This window comes from Amycolatopsis sp. (assembly GCF_025464955.1).
Lineage (GTDB): Bacteria > Actinomycetota > Actinomycetes > Mycobacteriales > Pseudonocardiaceae > Amycolatopsis.
In genome coordinates, this window is record NZ_JAODNM010000155.1 from 1 (window position 1) to 16,862 (window position 16,862).

General features: G+C 68.0%; 17 protein-coding genes. 10 read left to right on the forward strand and 7 right to left on the reverse strand.

Annotation, left to right across the window (positions count from 1 at the left end; translation table 11 throughout):
• Nucleotides 1-144: 144 nt before the first annotated feature.
• The gene (locus tag JWQ81_RS39375) at nt 145-1,170 is read right to left on the reverse strand and encodes an aldo/keto reductase (protein WP_297549939.1); all 1,026 of its coding nucleotides are present in this window, start codon (nt 1,168-1,170) and stop codon (nt 145-147) included.
• Nucleotides 1,171-1,307: 137 nt separating this feature from the next.
• Between JWQ81_RS39375 and JWQ81_RS39380 the strand changes: the two genes are divergently transcribed.
• The 6 genes from JWQ81_RS39380 (at nt 1,308) to JWQ81_RS39405 (ending at nt 7,640) form a co-directional block, all read left to right on the forward strand.
• Nucleotides 1,308-2,183, forward strand: a complete 876-nt coding sequence (locus JWQ81_RS39380) for a helix-turn-helix transcriptional regulator (protein WP_297549941.1) — start codon at nt 1,308-1,310, stop codon at nt 2,181-2,183.
• Nucleotides 2,184-2,233: 50 nt separating this feature from the next.
• Nucleotides 2,234-3,745, forward strand: a complete 1,512-nt coding sequence (locus tag JWQ81_RS39385) for an ATP-dependent DNA ligase (RefSeq protein ID WP_297549943.1) — start codon at nt 2,234-2,236, stop codon at nt 3,743-3,745.
• A 53-nt stretch (nt 3,746-3,798) separates the two neighbouring features.
• Nucleotides 3,799-5,145, forward strand: a complete 1,347-nt coding sequence (locus tag JWQ81_RS39390; protein WP_297549945.1) for a PepSY domain-containing protein — start codon at nt 3,799-3,801, stop codon at nt 5,143-5,145.
• Nucleotides 5,142-5,504 (forward strand): hypothetical protein, encoded by a 363-nt coding sequence (locus tag JWQ81_RS39395; RefSeq protein ID WP_297549947.1) that lies wholly within the window; start codon nt 5,142-5,144, stop codon nt 5,502-5,504. Before JWQ81_RS39390 ends, JWQ81_RS39395 begins: the two co-directional genes overlap by 4 nt.
• Nucleotides 5,505-5,595: 91 nt before the next feature.
• Entirely contained in the window at nt 5,596-6,885 is a 1,290-nt protein-coding gene (locus JWQ81_RS39400) for a S53 family peptidase (RefSeq protein WP_297549949.1), read from the forward strand.
• A 113-nt stretch (nt 6,886-6,998) separates the two neighbouring features.
• Complete coding sequence (locus JWQ81_RS39405; RefSeq protein ID WP_297549951.1) at nt 6,999-7,640, forward strand: Pr6Pr family membrane protein; 642 nt, start codon at nt 6,999-7,001, stop codon at nt 7,638-7,640.
• Here the strand turns inward: JWQ81_RS39405 and JWQ81_RS39410 are convergent.
• Both JWQ81_RS39410 and JWQ81_RS39415 read right to left on the reverse strand, forming a co-directional pair.
• Entirely contained in the window at nt 7,630-8,073 is a 444-nt protein-coding gene (locus JWQ81_RS39410; protein ID WP_297549953.1) for a hypothetical protein, read from the reverse strand. The genes JWQ81_RS39405 and JWQ81_RS39410 overlap by 11 nt on opposite strands.
• 73 nt (nt 8,074-8,146) lie before the next feature.
• Nucleotides 8,147-9,376 carry an NADH:flavin oxidoreductase/NADH oxidase family protein gene (locus JWQ81_RS39415; RefSeq protein WP_297549955.1) on the reverse strand — a complete coding sequence of 410 codons (1,230 nt, stop codon included), beginning with the start codon at nt 9,374-9,376 and terminating at the stop codon, nt 8,147-8,149.
• Nucleotides 9,377-9,479: 103 nt separating this feature from the next.
• Between JWQ81_RS39415 and JWQ81_RS39420 the strand changes: the two genes are divergently transcribed.
• Nucleotides 9,480-10,103: an MBL fold metallo-hydrolase gene (locus JWQ81_RS39420; RefSeq protein ID WP_297549956.1), complete on the forward strand. Its 624-nt coding sequence runs from the start codon at nt 9,480-9,482 to the stop codon at nt 10,101-10,103.
• Nucleotides 10,104-10,128: 25 nt separating this feature from the next.
• Here JWQ81_RS39420 and JWQ81_RS39425 read toward each other — a convergent pair whose 3' ends face one another.
• The gene (locus JWQ81_RS39425) at nt 10,129-10,608 is read right to left on the reverse strand and encodes a DUF309 domain-containing protein (RefSeq protein WP_297549957.1); all 480 of its coding nucleotides are present in this window, start codon (nt 10,606-10,608) and stop codon (nt 10,129-10,131) included.
• A gap of 35 nt (nt 10,609-10,643) precedes the next feature.
• Between JWQ81_RS39425 and JWQ81_RS39430 the strand changes: the two genes are divergently transcribed.
• Entirely contained in the window at nt 10,644-12,083 is a 1,440-nt protein-coding gene (locus JWQ81_RS39430) for a GuaB1 family IMP dehydrogenase-related protein (RefSeq protein WP_297549959.1), read from the forward strand.
• Nucleotides 12,084-12,197: 114 nt separating this feature from the next.
• Here JWQ81_RS39430 and JWQ81_RS39435 read toward each other — a convergent pair whose 3' ends face one another.
• The gene (locus JWQ81_RS39435; protein ID WP_297549961.1) at nt 12,198-13,589 is read right to left on the reverse strand and encodes a PhoH family protein; all 1,392 of its coding nucleotides are present in this window, start codon (nt 13,587-13,589) and stop codon (nt 12,198-12,200) included.
• Nucleotides 13,590-14,236: 647 nt separating this feature from the next.
• On the opposite strand from JWQ81_RS39435, the gene JWQ81_RS39440 reads away from it, so the two are divergent.
• Complete coding sequence (locus JWQ81_RS39440; RefSeq protein ID WP_297549963.1) at nt 14,237-14,527, forward strand: hypothetical protein; 291 nt, start codon at nt 14,237-14,239, stop codon at nt 14,525-14,527.
• 64 nt (nt 14,528-14,591) lie between these two features.
• On the opposite strand, the gene JWQ81_RS39445 is transcribed toward JWQ81_RS39440, so the two are convergent.
• Nucleotides 14,592-15,368 (reverse strand): isoprenyl transferase, encoded by a 777-nt coding sequence (locus JWQ81_RS39445; protein WP_297549965.1) that lies wholly within the window; start codon nt 15,366-15,368, stop codon nt 14,592-14,594.
• A gap of 119 nt (nt 15,369-15,487) precedes the next feature.
• Here JWQ81_RS39445 and JWQ81_RS39450 point away from each other — a divergent pair, with 119 nt between their 5' ends.
• On the forward strand, nt 15,488-16,174 hold the full coding sequence (locus JWQ81_RS39450; RefSeq protein ID WP_297549967.1) for a hemolysin III family protein: 687 nt from the start codon (nt 15,488-15,490) through the stop codon (nt 16,172-16,174).
• A 76-nt stretch (nt 16,175-16,250) separates the two neighbouring features.
• Here the strand turns inward: JWQ81_RS39450 and JWQ81_RS39455 are convergent, their stop codons facing one another.
• Nucleotides 16,251-16,811, reverse strand: a complete 561-nt coding sequence (locus JWQ81_RS39455) for a hypothetical protein (RefSeq protein ID WP_297549969.1) — start codon at nt 16,809-16,811, stop codon at nt 16,251-16,253.
• Nucleotides 16,812-16,862 lie beyond the last annotated feature (51 nt).

A 16,862-nucleotide genomic window follows, 5' to 3' on the forward strand; every position in this document is an offset into this window, starting at 1 on the left:
ATGGTGCATGGTCACCGGGTTCGGACCGGTGACCATGCAGGCTGGCCGGGCAAGTGTTCACGATGTTCTGAGACATAAACTGTTCACGATGTCCTGGGCTGGGACACCGGCTAGAACCGGCCGGAACACTCACGAGCCACCCCCTTACCGCCGCCGGAGCGCCTTGTCGGCGATGGCGGGCGGCGTGTAGTCGGCGTCGGCCGGGTTGAGGTCGACGCCCGGGGGCACGATCTCGTCGATCCGGTCCAGCACGTCACCGGTGAGCACCAGGTCCGCACCGGCGAGCAGGTCGTCGAGCTGCTCCCGCGTCCGCGGCCCGATGATCGCGGACGTGACCCCGGGGTGCGCCCGGACGAACGCCAGCGCGAGGTGCGTCAGCGGGCGTCCGATCTCCGCGGCCAGTTTCTTCAGCTCCGCGATGGCGTCCAGCTTGACCGCGTTCGCCGGCAATGTCGGGTCGAACTTGTGCTGCTGCAGCGACCGGCGGCCTACGGTGAGATCGACGTCGGACGCCTTGTCGTAGCGCCCGGACAGCCAGCCGCTCGCCAGCGGGCTCCACGTGAGCACGCCGATGCCGTAGCGCTGCGTGGTCGGGAGCACGGCCTTCTCGATCGACCGGTTGAAGATCGAGTAAGGCGGCTGCTCGGTCCGGAACCGGACGTGCCCGCGCTTTTCCGAAACCCACTGCGCCTCGACGATCTGCTCCGCCGGGAACACCGACGAACCGACCGCGCGCACCTTCCCGGAGCGCACGAAGTCCGTCAGCACGGACAGCGTCTCGTCGATGTCGGTCGTGTGGTCAGGGCGGTGGATCTGGTACAGGTCGACGTAGTCCGTGTCGAGCCGCCGCAGGCTGTCCTCCAGCGCTCGGGTCAGCCAGCGGCGCGAGTTTCCGCCGTGGTTGTCGTCCGGCCCCATCGTGAAATGGCCCTTGGTGGCCAGCACGACGTCGTCGCGCCTGCCCTTGAGCGCCTTGCCGATGATCTGCTCGTTCTCGCCCTGGGAATACATGTCCGCGGTGTCGATGAAGTTGATGCCGCCGTCGAGCGCGGCGTGCACCATGCGGATGCCGTCTTCGTGGTCGGTGTTTCCCCAGGCGCCGAGCATCATCGCGCCGAAGGCGTACTCGCTGACCGAGATACCGGTTCCGCCGAGAATTCGTCGCTGCATTTCCCGCTCCTAAGCGCTTCTTGGTCTTCGTTGCTGAGACCCACTCTGCGACCGGCGGCGAGCTCGGACCAGGTCACGCTCAACCTGGGTCTGCCAGGACCAGGCAGGCCGGCGGCGGAACCTGGATACTTGTCGACATGGCTGACGCAGAGACACTGGGCGCGTTCCTCAAGGCACGCCGCGCGGCGCTCGACCCCGAAGACCTGGGCCTGCCGGCCGGGCTCAACCAGCGCCGGGTCGCCGGCCTGCGCCGCGAAGAACTCGCGCAGCTGGCCGGGATCAGCGTCGACTACTACACCCGGCTGGAGCAGGGCCGCGCGCGCAACGTGTCCGAGCCCATCCTCGAAGCGGTTTCCCGCGCGCTGCGGCTGACCGCCGACGAGGACGCGTACCTGCGCAACCTCGCCGCGCCGAAGCGCAAACGCGTAACTCCACCGAAAGCACAGCGAGTCCGGCCGGAGCTGCAGCGGTTGCTCGACGTGATCGGCGTGCCCGCGTTCGTTTTCGGGCGCTACATGGACGTTCTGGCGTGGAACCCGCTCGGTGGCGCGCTGGCGTTCGACTTCGGCGCGTATCCGCCCGTCGAACGCAACATCGGCAAGATGTTCTTCCTCGACGAGCGGGCCCGCGACCTCCATCCCGAGTGGGAGTCCGTGGCCAAGGAGGTCGTGGCGAACCTCCGCGCCGAAGTCGGAAAGCACCCGAACGACCCGCACATGGCCCAGATCATCGGCGAACTTTCCGTGCAGAGCGCGGACTTCCGCAAAATGTGGGCCCGGCAGTCGGTGCAGGAGAAGGCTTTCGGTCTCAAGCACATGCGCAACCCGATCGTCGGGGACCTCGGCCTGCACTACGAGACGCTGCGCCTGCCCGGCGATCCGGACCAGGGCCTGGTCACCTACACCGCCGAGGCCGGTTCCGAGTCCGAGCGCGCGCTCGCCCTGCTCGCCAGCTGGATCGCCGACCCGACCCCCCGGAACGCGCGTTCGGAAGAGGCCCGGCTCGAACCCTGACGAGCGCGCTCGAGCCGACTTTGTCGGTGGTCAGGCGCATGATGTCTCCTATGTTGCTCGCGGAGGTAGTGACGGCGTCCGGCGCAGTGGCTGCCACGCGCTCGCGCAAGGAGAAGATCGCCACCCTGGCGGCCGTAGTGCAGGCTGCCGGCGTTGACGAGTTGGGCGCGGTCGCGGCGTTCCTGACCGGCCAGCCCACGCAGGGCCGCGTCGGCACCGGCTGGCGCACGCTGTCCGAGGTGGGCGCGCCTCCGGCCGCGGAGGCTTCGGTGACCGTCTCCGAGGTCGACGCAGTGCTCGGTGAGCTGGGGAAACTGTCCGGCAGCGGGTCCGTCAAGCTGCGCACTGAGCTGTTGCACTCGCTGTTCGCGCGCGCCACCGCCGCCGAGCAGGAGTTCCTGTTCCGGCTGCTCACCGGCGAGCTGCGGCAGGGCGCGTTGGAAGGCGTCATGCTGGACGCCGTCGCCGCGGCAGCCGAGGTTCCCGCTGAGGCCGTCCGGCGCGCGTTCATGCTCTCCGGGGAGCTGTCGGTCACGACGCTCGCCGCGCGGACGGGCGGGCAGGACGCGCTCGAAGCGTTCACGCTGGAGGTCGGCAGGCCCGTCCGGCCGATGCTCGCGTCACCGGCGGAGTCGCTCGAGGAAGCCATGGCGGAGCACGCTTCCGCGCTTGTCGAGTACAAAATGGACGGTGCCCGAATCCAGGTGCACCGCAGCGGCGACGAGGTCCACATCTACACCAGGACCCTGCGCGAGATCACCTCGAGCGTCACCGAACTGGTCGACCTGGTGCGCGCGCTCCCGTGTGAGTCCGTCGTGCTCGACGGCGAGACGCTGGCACTGGCCGACGACGGCAGGCCCCGCCCGTTCCAGGACACGATGAGCCGGTTCGGCAGCACCCGGGAGGAACAGGTCCGGGCCCTGCTGCTGCGGCCGTACTTCTTCGACTGCCTGCACCTCGACGGGCAGGACCTGCTCGATGCGCCACTCAGCGAACGCAACGAGGCACTGCGGAAGGTCGCAGGTGAGCACATAATCCCTGGTCAGATTCAACCTGAGGACGCGGAAGCTGTCCTCGCCGAGGCGATGGCGGCTGGGCACGAGGGTGTGATGGTCAAGTCGCTGGACTCGACGTATGCGGCGGGCCGGCGGGGTCGGGCGTGGCTGAAGGTGAAGCCGGTGCACACGCTCGACCTGGTCGTCCTCGCCGCCGAATGGGGGCACGGCAGGCGCACCGGGAAGCTGTCGAACCTGCATCTCGGCGCGCGCGACCCGGATGGCGGCCCACCGATCATGGTCGGCAAGACGTTCAAGGGCCTGACTGACGAGTTGTTGGCCTGGCAGACCGAGAAGTTCCAGGAGATCGAGGAGCGCCGCACCGACTGGACGGTGTTCACGCGGCCCGAACTGGTCGTCGAGATCGAGCTCGACGGCGCTCAGCGCAGCACGCGATACGCGGGCGGCGTCGCGCTGCGGTTCGCCAGGGTCGTGCGCTATCGCCCGGACAAGGAGGCCGCCGACGCCGACACCATCGACGCCGTCCGAGCGCTTCTGCACGAGTAGGTCACAACGAAAGGCCCTGGACCTCAATAGTTAAGTAAGGCTAACCTACCTCGGTGACCATCTCCGCGGCCGAGCAGCCTCCTGCCGAGGCGATGACGAGAACTGAGGCCGCCGCCCAAGCGCCGGTGACGACGAAGGGTCCCGTCCGGCGGTGGCTGAGGCGGCGGCCGGTGCGCCGCGGCATGGTGGTCACCCACCGCTGGTTGTCGCTGGTCCTGGGCCTGTTCCTGGTCATCGAGACGACGTCCGGGGCGATCCTGCTCTACCGGGCCGAGTACTTCCGGTCCACCCACGGCGACCTCTACCAGCACAGTGCTAGTGCGAACCCCATCACGCCGCAACAGGCGGTGGACATCGTCACGAAGGCCCATCCCGAGTTCAAAGCGGCCTGGGTCAGCAATGATGGCGGCATCCTCGCCGTCGGCGATCCCGCGTTCGCCGACATCTACGCCGTCGACCCCGGAACCGGGCACATCAACGGCAGCGCCAATATCGACAGCGGCGTGATGGGCTTCCTCGCCAACCTCCACGACTGCGGCCTGACCTGCCAGGACGACCCGGGCTACGTGTCCTGGCTGGCGAAACCCGTGCCCACCATGGGAATGGCCTGGCTGGCGACCGTCACCTGGGGTTCGGCGCTGCTCGCGCTGCTGGGCCTGCTGATGATCTTCCTGGCGATCACCGGGCTCATCACCTGGTGGCCGGGCTTCCGGCGGATGTCGCGCGGGTTCCGCGTCCGCGCAAAAAAAGGCCGCTTCGCCCGCGATTACGACCTGCACAACGTCATCGGCATCATCGCCGTGCCGATGGTCTTCCTCTGGGGCGTGACAGGCACCGCGTTCGAGCTGCCCAAGGTCGAGGACGCCTGGCTGGCGATCACCGGCGGCCACTCCGCGGACCCGAACCGGTACAGCTTCACCGCCGACGCCGCACCGTCCAATGCGGTGGACATCGGCGTCGACGGGGCAACAAAGGCAGCGCTGCAACGGTATCCGGGCGAAATCCACTACCTGCAAACCCCGCGAGGACCAGGCGAAGCCGCCTACTACGCTGTATCCGTCTCGAACGGCTACGCGCCTTACAACTACCGAGGCTTCTTCTCCGGCGACGTCATGGTCTATGTCGACGCCCACAACCCGGCGCACACCTCCGTCGTCGGCGACGCGGCCGCCGAACCGGGCGGGAATGCGTTCTACGATAAGGTCTTCGAACCACTGCACTTCGGCTGGCTGGCGAACGGGTGGTGGCGGATCGGGCTGTTCGTCCTCGGACTGACCCCGTTGGCGCTGACGGTCACCGGGCTGTCCACCTGGCTGTTTCGGCATTCGACCAAAAAGCGTAAGCGCCAAGCCGCCAACGCCAGGGCCGCAACAGCAGCTTCAGCCGACGTCGACTCGTGATCGATCCTCTCGCGTTCGGCACCACCCTGGCCTGTCTCGCGACGGCGTTCACTCTGGTCGTGGCCGTTTTCACCGGGCGATACCGGCTTCGCGGGTTCGCGCCGATGTTCGTGCTCATCCAACTGGCGCTGGTGGTCCAGGCCGTACTAGACGTCGTTGGGCTGATCGGCGGGCACCAGACCCCCGAGCCGACCACCCATCTGGCCTACCTGGCGACGTCACTCGTGCTGCTGCCGGTCGCGGTCGGCACGACGTCGCGACAGGAAGACCGCTGGTCAGCGGGGGTACTAGCGGTCGCGCTGCTCGCACTCGCCGTGGTCGTCGTGCGGTTGATCACGACCTGGCGCGCAGCCGGATAGTCCAGACCAAAGTAGGCGGTCCTGCGGGGTCATCGGTTATAGGTTGCACCCGGGGGAAACATCCATGGACTTCTGGGATTCTGGAGAGTTGATGAGAAATCGGTTGGCAGTGGCCACGACGTTGCTCGCGAGCACAGCACTCGCCTGTGCGGCATTGGCCGCACCCGCAGGCGCGTCTCCGGTACCGAACACGGCCCACCAGCCGGCCAAGCATCACTTCTCCGCCGCGGCTGAGTCATTCGTCGGCGCGAACACGGTGCAGGAGCGGGTCGCCAAGCTCGACGCCGCGATGGCGACGCTGCCCACGGAAAGCAAGCTCTACAACGCGACGACGCTGTGGAACGCGGGCATCACCGGCGCCGGGACTTCGGTCGCCACGCTGGTCTCGTTCGGCGACGACAAGGCGAAAGCCGTCCTCGACGCCTACTCGACCGCGCACGGCCTCCCGCCGGCCGACCTCTCAGTCATCTCGCCCTCGGGTTCCGTCCCGGCCTGCACCGACCCGGGCGTCGACACCGCCACCTGCCAGTCCTGGGGCGGCGAGACCGACCTCGACATCACGATGATGCACGCCATGGCACCGAACGCGAAGATCATCATCGCGGCCACGCCCGTCGCGGAGACGCAGGGCTTCACCGGGCTGCCGGAGATGATGAACGCCGTCGACTACATGACCCAGCACAAACTGGCCGACGTCATCTCGATGAGCTTCGGCACCACCGAGGAGAACTTCCCGACGTTCGACTCAATCAAGACGCTCGATCCGGCGCTGAAGCGCGCGAGTAAGGCGGGCGTCACGCTGGTGGCGTCCTCCGGCGACGACGGCCCGACCGGCGGCGAGCTGTACGGAAGCGCCACCTACCCGTACCGCGTCGCGAGCTGGCCGGCCAGTGACCCGCTGGTCACCAGCCTCGGCGCCACGCAGTTCCACCTCGACTCGACCGGCGCGCGCACCAAGCCGGACGACGTCGTCAACGTGCGGGACAACGGCTTCGGTTCGGGCGCCGGCCTGTCGAAGGTCTACGACCGTCCGTCGTGGCAGAACGGGGTCAAGAAGGCCACCGGCAGCACCATGCGGTCGTTCCCGGACATCAGCATGGAAGGCATCCACGGCACTTCGCAGTCTTCGCCGCTGTTCGCGGGCGTGCTCGCACTGGCTGTCCAGGCGAACCACGGCCGGCTCGGCCAGATCAACCCGGCGCTGTACAACACGCTCGGCCCGAAGGGCACCAAGGCCGGCATCATCGACGTCACGACCGGCGACAACAGCCAGAGCGGCGTCACCGGCTTCACTGCTGCCAAGGGCTTCGACACTGTCAGCGGCTGGGGCACAATCGACGCCTCGGTCTTCGTACCTGCACTGATCAAGGCGCTTAAGTAAGGAATCACGAGGGCCCCTCAAGGCCACTTTGAGTGCGTTCACCGCACTCAAAGTGGCCTTGAGGGTTTACGGGCTGTCTCGCGCAATGATCGCGATGGCAGTACGGTCGCCGAATGTTCGGTCCGAAGGCGGCTCACGCCTGGTTCGCGGCCACCGCGTTGGTGGCACTGGTTGGCCTGGTGGTCCAGATCTCCGTGACAGCGGGAGCGAACGCCGGCCGGTTCACCTCGCCCGCCTCGCGGGTCGGGAACCTCTTCTGCTTCTTCACGATCGACTCCAACCTGCTGGTCGGCGTCACGAGCCTGTTGCTCGCGCTGAACCTGTCGCACCCGTCGGCGCTGTTCCGCGTGCTGCGCCTTGACGGGGTCGTCGGGATCATCGTCACCGGGGTGGTTTTCCAGGTCGCGCTGGCCAACCTGCACCACTTGACCGGCTCGGCGTTGGTCGCCGACACCCTGCTGCACAAGGTGTCGCCGATCCTGTGCGTCCTGGGCTGGCTGGTCTTCGGCCCACGCGGCACCCTCACCGCGAAAATCGCCGGCTGGTCACTGGTTTTCCCGCTCGCGTGGCTGGCCACGACGCTCATCCGCGGGGCGATCATCAACTACTACCCCTACCCGTTCGTCGACGCGGGGACACTCGGATACGGCCGAGTCAGCCTGAACTGCGTGCTCGTCGGCGTCTTGTTCACCGCGCTCGCGTTCGGCGCCCTGGGCCTCGACCGCGCCCTGGCGAAGCGGCAACCTACCGCTTGAGCTGGCCCAGCCGTGTGGCGAGGGCGTCAAGGCCGCCGGTGATCATGCGGCCGTAACCGTCGTCTCCGAGGGCGTCGACGGCCGCGCCTCCCAATACGAGGTGGTCCATCGCCTTTTCGGCGTCGCCGAGTTTCCGGTAGACCTCGCCCAGGTTCAAATGCAGGGACGGGTAGAACCCGCGAACCGAACCTGCCACACCCGCCTCGTGGACGCGGTCGTCGGTCACCGAGTCCGCGGCGTCGAGCGCGAGCAGGTCCCAGCGCAGTTCCTCGCGCGGGTCGTCCTGGACGTCTGCCATCGAATGCGCCAGCGCGCACCGATGCAGTGCGTCACCTTCTGGACCGATCTCCGCCCAGACCTCCGCGAACAACGTGCGGGCGGCCTCGCGCTCCCCCAGCGTCCGCAGCTCGATCCCCCTGCCTATACGCGTCATGATTTCGTCGGGCTCGGCCATCCCACCCCTCCAGTACGTGAACCTCGAAGGTAGCGCCGATCACCGACAAAAATCAGCCCCGGACGCGACGGAAGGCGTTGAATGGGTCGTTGATTCCGGCCGTCACCAGTGATCGCAAGGCACCTCGACGCAGATCGACCGGCTTACCGGCGGCCACGCGGTGCATTTGCTGGGTGTGCCACTGGATTTCCAGCAAGCTGTCCGCAAGACGGATGCCGGTTCTCGGGCACAACCGCTCCGCGCGGGCGTCCTCGCCGTCCAGCAGACGACGCGGCAGCTCCGGATCGACGGTCATCGGCCGGCCAAGCCCGATGACGTCCAGCGCCCCGGACTCCAATGCCTCGGTCATCCCGGCCGCGGTGGTGAACCCGCCCGTGACCATCAGGGCGACATCGCTGACCTTGCGCGCTTTCGTCGCATAGTCGAGGAAGTATGCTTCCCGACGAACCGTGCTCGCGCGCGACGCACCCATCATCACGGCCTTTTCGTAGGTACCACCGGAAATCTCCAGCAGGTCGAGCCCGGCCTCGCCGAGCCCGCGAACGACGTCGAGCGAGTCGTCCTCGTCGAAACCGCCGCGCTGGAAGTCCGCGCTGTTCAGTTTCACCGACAACGGCACGCCGTCGCCGATCTCCGCGCGGATGCGCCGGACCAGTTCGAAGAGGAAACGACTGCGCCGCACCGCATCCCCGCCCCATTCATCGGTGCGCAGGTTGGTCAGTGGCGACAGGAACTGCGAGATCAGGTAGCCGTGGGCGCCGTGCAGCTGGATCCCGGTGAACCCGGCGTCGACGAACGTGCGCGCCGCGAGGACGAACCGCTCGATGATCGTCTCGATCTCGGCTCCGGTCAGCGCACGCGGAGTGGCGAAAACCGACCGGATCCCACGGTCGCCGAACGGGACAGCCGACGGCGCGACAGGCTGGCGCGAAAGGAAACGCGGGCTCTGCCTGCCAGGATGGTTCGGCTGGACCCACAGTTGCGCGTCGGTGCCGCGGACGGTGCCGGCCCACGGCCGGAACATCCGCGGGTCCGGTTCGGCGGGCAGCGCGACGTTCCGCGGCTCGCCCAGCGCACTCGGGTCGACCATGACGTTGCCGGTGACGAGCACGCCCGCGCCACCGCGCGCCCACGTGCGGTACAGCTCGGCGAGCTCGCGGCTCGGCGCGTTGCGGCGGTCGCCGAGCTGTTCGCTCAAAGCGGACTTGGCCAGCCGGTGCGGCAGCACGGCGCCGCACCGCAGCTTGAGCGGTTCGGCCAGGAGTTCATGCGTGCGGGTCATCGGAAGCCCCTTCACCGTAAGTACCTACCAGCAGTAACCTTACCCACAAGTAGATACCAGCGGTACCCAAGTTCACCCGGGGTGCTCCACTAAAGTCGGGCGCATGGCGGCGATAGTGGAAAACCTGGTCACGTCCGGTGTCTTCGAGCTCGACGGCGGCAGCTGGGACGTCGACAACAACGTGTGGATCGTCGGGGACGACACCGAGGTCATCGTGATCGACGCCGCCCACGACGCGAAGGCCATCGCCGACGTCGTCAGCGGGCGGAAAGTCCAGGCGATCGTCAGCACCCACGGGCACAACGACCACGTCAATGCCGCGCCGGAGCTGGCCGAGCTCACCGGGGCGCCGATCCTGCTCCACCCCGCGGACCAGGTCGTCTGGAACCTCACCCACCCGGACCGCGCGCCCGACGGCGAACTCGCCGACGGCCAGGTCCTGACCGTCGCCGGCACCCGGTTCCAGGTCATCCACACCCCGGGACACGCCCCCGGCGCCGTCTGCCTCTACTCGGCCGAGTTGGGCGTCGTCTTCACCGGCGACACGCTGTTCCACGGCGGCCCCGGCGCCACCGGCCGGTCGTACTCGGACTATCCGACCATCGTGAAGTCCATCCGGGCCAAGCTCTTCGCCCTGCCCGACACCACCACGGTCAACACCGGACACGGCGAAAGCACCACGATCGGCGCCGAGAAGGCCGCCTCCACCGGCTGGGACGCGCCGTAACGTCTCGTGAGTGTTTGAGCCGCTTCTAACCGGCCGGAACACTCACGAGCCGGGGCACGGACGGCTCGGTACGGACGCGCACTTTCGCTTCGTCGGCCAGGGCGCGGGCCCAGGTCTGCAGGCCGGCGACGTCGATGCCGTACGGCGGATCCACCCGGTACGGCTCGATGTTCAGCGCACCCCGGTCGAGCAGCGACACAGCGCCGTTGACGTTGCCACGCAGGGCGTGGGTGAGGCCCACCGCAAGTTGCGCCAGCCCGCGCCACAGGCCGCGCGCGGGCTCGTCGGAGGCCTTCCAGGCGTCCTCGAACACCTCGTGCGCATGGAACGGCTTGCCGTCGTCCAGCAGCCGCTGAGCCTCTACGAGGGTCTCGTCCGGGGTCCGCGGCACGCCCTCGGGCTGCCGTTCGACGCCCGCGGAGCCGTAGGGCAGCGGCCTGCCCAGACCGTCGCGGGGACGGGCGTTGCGCGCGCGTCCGCTGTCATCTCGATCCCGGTCGGCCACGCGCCCAGTGTCCCATGCAGGTAGCCTGGGGACTCGTGCGCTTCCTGCCCGGGCATGAGCCCGCCCACGACTTGACCTACGACGACGTGTTCCTGGTACCGAACCGTTCGGACGTGGAGTCCCGCTTCGACGTCGACCTGTCCACAGTGGATGGGACCGGCGCGACCTTCCCGATCGTCGTCGCCAACATGACCGCCGTCGCCGGCCGCCGCATGGCCGAAACGGTGGCCAGGCGCGGCGGGCTCGTCGTCCTCCCGCAGGACGTCGACAGCGCGGCCGTCGCCGAGATCGTCAGCTGGATCAAGAGCCGCCACACCGTCTGGGACACCCCGCTGGTGCTGACCGGCGGAGACGCCGTCGCCGACGCGCTGAACCTGGTCGGCAAACGCGCGCATGGCGCTGTCGTGGTCGTCGATGCCGAGGGCAAGCCCGTCGGCGTTGTCGACGAAGCAGCCTGCGCCGGTGTCGACCGCTTCGCACGGCTCGCGGACGTCGCGACGCCCGCCGCGGTCACCGTCAGCCTGGACACGCCGCCGCGTGAGGTGTTCGAGCTGCTCCACGACCACGGCGCCCGGATCGCGCTGGGTGTCGACGCCGAGGGCCGGCTGGCCGGGGTGCTCACCCAAGTCGGGGCCCTGCGGGCGGGAATCTACGACCCGGCCGTCGACGACAGCGGCCGGCTGCGCGTCGCGGCCGCCGTTGGTGTCAACGGCGACGTCGCCGCGAAGGCTGAAGCCGTTCTGGCCGCCGGTGTCGACGTGCTCGTCGTCGACACCGCGCACGGCCACCAGGAAAAGATGATCGCCGCGCTGAAGGCGGTCCGGTCGGTGTCCCCGCGCGTGCCCGTCGTCGCCGGCAACGTCGTCACCGCCGAAGGCACCCGCGACCTGATCCACGCGGGCGCCGACGTGGTCAAGGTCGGCGTCGGACCGGGCGCGATGTGCACGACCCGGATGATGACCGGCGTCGGCCGCCCGCAGTTCTCCGCGGTCGCCGAGTGCGCGGCCGCGGCCCGCGAGCTGGGCAAGCACGTCTGGGCCGATGGCGGCGTCCGGCACCCCCGCGACGTCGCGCTGGCGCTGGCGGCGGGCGCTTCGGCGGCGATGGTCGGCTCCTGGTTCGCCGGCACCCACGAATCCCCCGGCGACCTGCGCTACGACGAGCAGGGACGGCCGTACAAGGAGTCGTTCGGGATGGCGTCCAAGCGTGCCGTCGGCGCCCGGACCCGCACGGACAACGTCTACGAGCGGGCGCGCAAGGGCCTGTTCGAAGAGGGCATCTCGGCCTCGCGGATGGCACTGGACCCGGCCAGGCCAGGCGTCGAGGACCTCCTGGACTCGATCGGCTCCGGCGTCCGCTCGGCGTGCACGTACGCCGGCGCCCGGACCGTCGAAGAGTTCCACGCCCGCGCCGTGCTCGGCATCCAGTCCGCCGCCGGCTTCGCCGAGGGCCGCCCACTGCCGTCAGGCTGGTAGGTCCGCGACGTTCGCTCAAGGCCACCTTGATTGCGACCCTCGCAGTGCGTTGAACGCACTGCGAGGGGTCGCAATGAGGGTGCCCTGAGGGGTCTTGAGACGCGACCCAGGCCCTTAGCCGTGGTCCTCCAGCATTTCGGTCACCAAGGCCGCGATGGGCGACCGTTCGGACCGCGTCAGGGTCACGTGCGCGAACAGCGGGTGGCCCTTCAGCTTTTCGATCACCGCCGAGACGCCGTCATGACGGCCGACGCGGAGGTTGTCGCGCTGCGCGACGTCGTGGGTGAGCACCACCCGCGACGCCGTACCGAGCCTCGACAGCACGGTGAGCAGCACGTTTCGTTCCAGTGACTGCGCCTCGTCGACGATCACGAACGTGTCGTGCAACGAGCGTCCTCGGATGTGCGTCAACGGCAGCACTTCGAGCATGCCGCGGTCGAACACCTCCTCCAGCACCTCCTGGCTGACCAGCGCCCCCAGCGTGTCGAACACAGCCTGTGCCCAAGGCTGCATCTTCTCGCTTTCGGAACCGGGGAGGTAACCGAGCTCCTGGCCGCCGACCGCGTAGACCGGCCGGAACACCACGACCTTGCGGTGCGCACGGCGTTCCATCACCGACTCGAGGCCGGCACACAGCGCGAGCGCGGACTTGCCGGTACCGGCCCGGCCGCCCATCGAGACGATCCCGATGTCGGAGTCGAGCAGCAGGTCCAGCGCGATCCGCTGTTCAGCCGACCGGCCGTGCAGGCCGAATGCCTCCTTGTCCCCGCGCACCAGCCTGATGCGCTTGTCCGCGGTGACCCTCCCCAGCGCGCTGGAGCTGCCGGACAGCAGCCGGAGACCGGTGTGGCAGGGCATCTCGGCGACGTCGTCCATGCCGTAGTCCAGCGGGTCGATCGAGCTGGACTGGAACAACGCGTCGAGCACGTTCGACTGGACGTCGACGTCGGCCATCCCCGTCCAGCCGGACGGCGTGACGTCCTGGGCGCGGTATTCGTCGGCGTCCAACCCGACGGCACCGGCCTTGACGCGCAACGGGATGTCCTTGGTGACCAGGGTGACCGACGGCAGCTCGTTCGCCAGGTTCAGCGCACAGGCCAGGATCCGATGGTCGTTGGAATCGGTACGGAACCCTGGCGGCAACACCGACTGGTCCGAGTGGTTGAGCTCGACGTGCAGCGTGCCGCCGGAGTCGCCGATCGGGATCGGCGCGTCCAGCCGGCCATGCGTTCGCCGCAGGTCGTCAAGCATGCGGAGCGCTTCACGAGCGAACCAGCCCAGTTCGGGATGGTGCCGCTTACCCTCCAGTTCACTGATCACTACCAGTGGCAGGACCACGGAGTGTTCGGCGAAACGGGTGAACGCCCATGGATCGGACAGCAGCACCGAGGTGTCAAGCACATAGGTGCACCGCTGGGATTCAGGTGAGATCGAGGCTTTCTCAGTGCCAGAGGCACCGGTCGAAGAGCGGCCAGAGGCCTTACGGGGTGAACGCTGCGCAGTCACGACGGCATCTCCCTCGTGGGCGTGGCACCACACGCCCGCACTCGCTGGGCCGGGCATCCTCCCTGGCTGGTCCGCTCTGGCTGACGCTGGTGCGTCAGCTCTCGCGTCCACGAGGGCCGGGTGCCGGCCCCCTCGTGCGCTTCATGGACGGTTCAACCGTCCGCTCCGCCACAGCCACGACCAGGGCCTCCCGTGAGAGTCCGCATGGGACGCGAACCCTCACCCCGGAAGTTACCTGCGTTCGGGCTTTCGTGCAGGCAGCCACACGGGTGGTTCGCCGATTCGTCACCTCACCGTCGGTCGCGGTCCATCAACGAGGAGTGAGAGTCATCGCCGATCCACCCTGACTCACTCTGCGTAATCACTCACTCTTCTCGGTAACCTTCGACCGGGAGAAATCGCCCCACTTAATGACGGAATGTTGATCAAAAGTGGGGAAAACGGTTTGTACCACGGTCGTGGATAACGTGCAGGTTCATTCCTCAACACTGAACCCGGCCGAGTGAACCAGACCATTTCGGACTCACACAATGGGGTCACAGGAGCATCACGGCGGACGACTCTGGAGTAATTTCTGTGGGGCGGGACAAACACCGGATTCGTTCGGTGCCCCGGACCCCGATTATCGACAAGTAGGAGTGTACAAAGTGCTGAAGAAGGCTGGATTCGTCGCCGCTACCGCCGCTGGCCTCATGCTCGTCGGCGGGACCGCATTCGCGGCCACCGCGGCTCCCGCTCAGGCCCCCGCGATCGCTGCGGCCTCGCACATGCAAGCCGGTGAACACCACGGCCCGTTCACGTTCTGGGACGCTTTTGAGCACTTCAACGCCGGTGGCGGAGCGCTCGGCTACGGTGCCGCGTCCCTGATCTCCAGCGCCTACGCGGGCATTGCGACCACCCCGCAGCTGATCCTGGACTCGCTGCACCACGGGCACTAGCAGCTGATGAAGAAGGCCCCCGGAGCTGATCACTCCGGGGGCCTTCTTCATGCACTGAACCGGCTCAGCTGCCGAAACGGCGGTGCCGCCAGGCGTAGTCCCGGATGGCCCGCAGGAAGTCGACCCGGCGGAACGCCGGCCAATAGGCCTCGGTGAACCAGAATTCCGAATGCGCCGACTGCCACAGCAGGAAACCGGATAGCCGCTGCTCGCCGGAGGTGCGGATAATCAGATCCGGATCCGGCTGGCCCGAGGTGTACAAATGCTCCGAGATATGGTCGACGTCCAGGATTTTCGCCAGCTCCTGGATCGAAGTGCCCTCGTCGGCGTGCTGCTGGAGCAATTTGCGCACGGCGTCGGCGATTTCCTGCCGCCCGCCGTACCCGACCGCGATATTGACCTCCATGCCATTGCGGTCCGCGGTTCGCTGGGCGGCCGAAGTCAGCCGACGCGCGGTGACGGTCGGCAAAAGGTCGAGAGCGCCCACGATCCGTAGTCGCCAGGGGTTCTGCGGCTCGGCCAATTCCTCGACGACGTCGGGGATGATCTCGAGCAGCGCGGCGACCTCCTCGGTGGCGCGGTCGAGATTGTCGGTGGAAAGCAGCCACATCGTGACCACCTCGACATCGGCCTCGCGGCACCAGTTGAGGAACGCCGCGATTTTGTTGGCACCCACGCGGTGCCCGTCGCTGACGTCGACGAGCCCGGCTTCACGCGCCCATCTGCGGTTTCCGTCGAGCATGATGGCGATGTGACGCGGATGCCGACCGGCGGCCTGCTGGATCAGCCGTCGCCCGTAGGCGCTGTAGACGATGTCGGAGAAGAAGGACCGAAGACTCACGTCATCGGAGCGTACGCACTCTCCCGGGCGAGTGTGAATCGCCACAGCCCTCCGGCGATCCGGGCAGCATCACAGGCCGACACCCTAGCCAAAAACCTACGCTCACGTAGCCTGGTTAAGTGAGCGTAGCGACCGAGCCCCCACAGTCCGGCCCAGCCCGCACCGTCGACACTCGCCCCCGGCTCAGGGGGCATCTGCATTTCTGGTCGTTCTTCGGTGCCCTGGCGGGTGCCGCCGCCCTGATCAGCCTCGCCGCGTCGACCGTGTCGGCGAAGGCCGCGCTGGCCGTGTCGGTTTACGGCCTGACCGTGCTCGGCCTGTTCGGGGTGAGCGCGCTCTACCACCGGCGCGTGTGGAGCCCCAAGGCCTACAAGTGGATGAAACGCGCCGACCACTCGATGATCTTCCTGTTCATCGCGGGGACGTACACGCCCTTCACCCTGCTGGCGATGTCGCAGCCCACCGGGTACGTCGTGCTGTCCGTGGTGTGGGGCGGCGCGATCGCCGGGGTGACGCTCAAGATGCTGTGGCCGAGCGCGCCTCGCTGGGTCGGCGTGCCGATCTACATCGCGCTGGGCTGGGTGGCGGTGTTCGTGTTCCCGAACATGGCACACCACGCCGGGATCGCGGCCGTCGTCCTGCTCGCCGTCGGTGGCCTGTTCTACACCGTCGGCGCGATCTTCTACGCCACCCGCTGGCCGAACCGCTGGCCGAACACGTTCGGCTACCACGAGTTCTTCCACGCCTGCACGGTACTGGCCGCCACCGCCCACTACATCGCGATCTGGCTGGCTGTGTACTCCTGAGCTGGGTTTTTATGAGGATATGAGGCAGGCCGGCCACAAGTGGTAGCCGGCCTGCCTCATATCCGCAGCTTGGACGTCAGCCGAGGTCGGGGCCCTTGGTACGCACGTCGTCGACCTTCGTCATGGCCTCTCGCAACTCACCGAGCCATGCGTCGGCGTGCTCGCCGACCAGGCGTACCGCCCACGCGAGCGCCTCCGAGCGTGAACGCGCGACGCCGGAGTCGACGAGGGTGTCCAGCACCAGCCGCTCGCGCTGGCGGAGCCTGGTCATGACGGGCGCCGAGAAGGTGGTGAACAACTGCTCGGTGCCGCCGATGCGCGCGCCCCAAGCGACTTTGCGCTGGTAGCGGTGCTCGGCCTGACGCGCGATCTCGATGCGCGAGTCCCGCGTGTCCTCGCGGAACCGGCTGATCCGGCCATCCTCCGCCGCGGCGCGGGCCGCGTCGTCGGCGTACTCGTCGGTCAGCGCGGGGAGCTCGCCGACGATGACGATTTCTTCACGGTCGACCGTGACCACGGGGGCCCCGGTGAACCACTCGTCGGGGAGACGTCCGCCGAGCCACGCGGCCGCGTCGTCCGCCGCCGGCACCTCGCCCTGCTGCCAGCCGCCCCGGCCTTTCCTGAAGTGCGTGTGCATGTCCGCCACCTAGCCTTACCTTGATTCGGCGATTACATGATTACAACACTA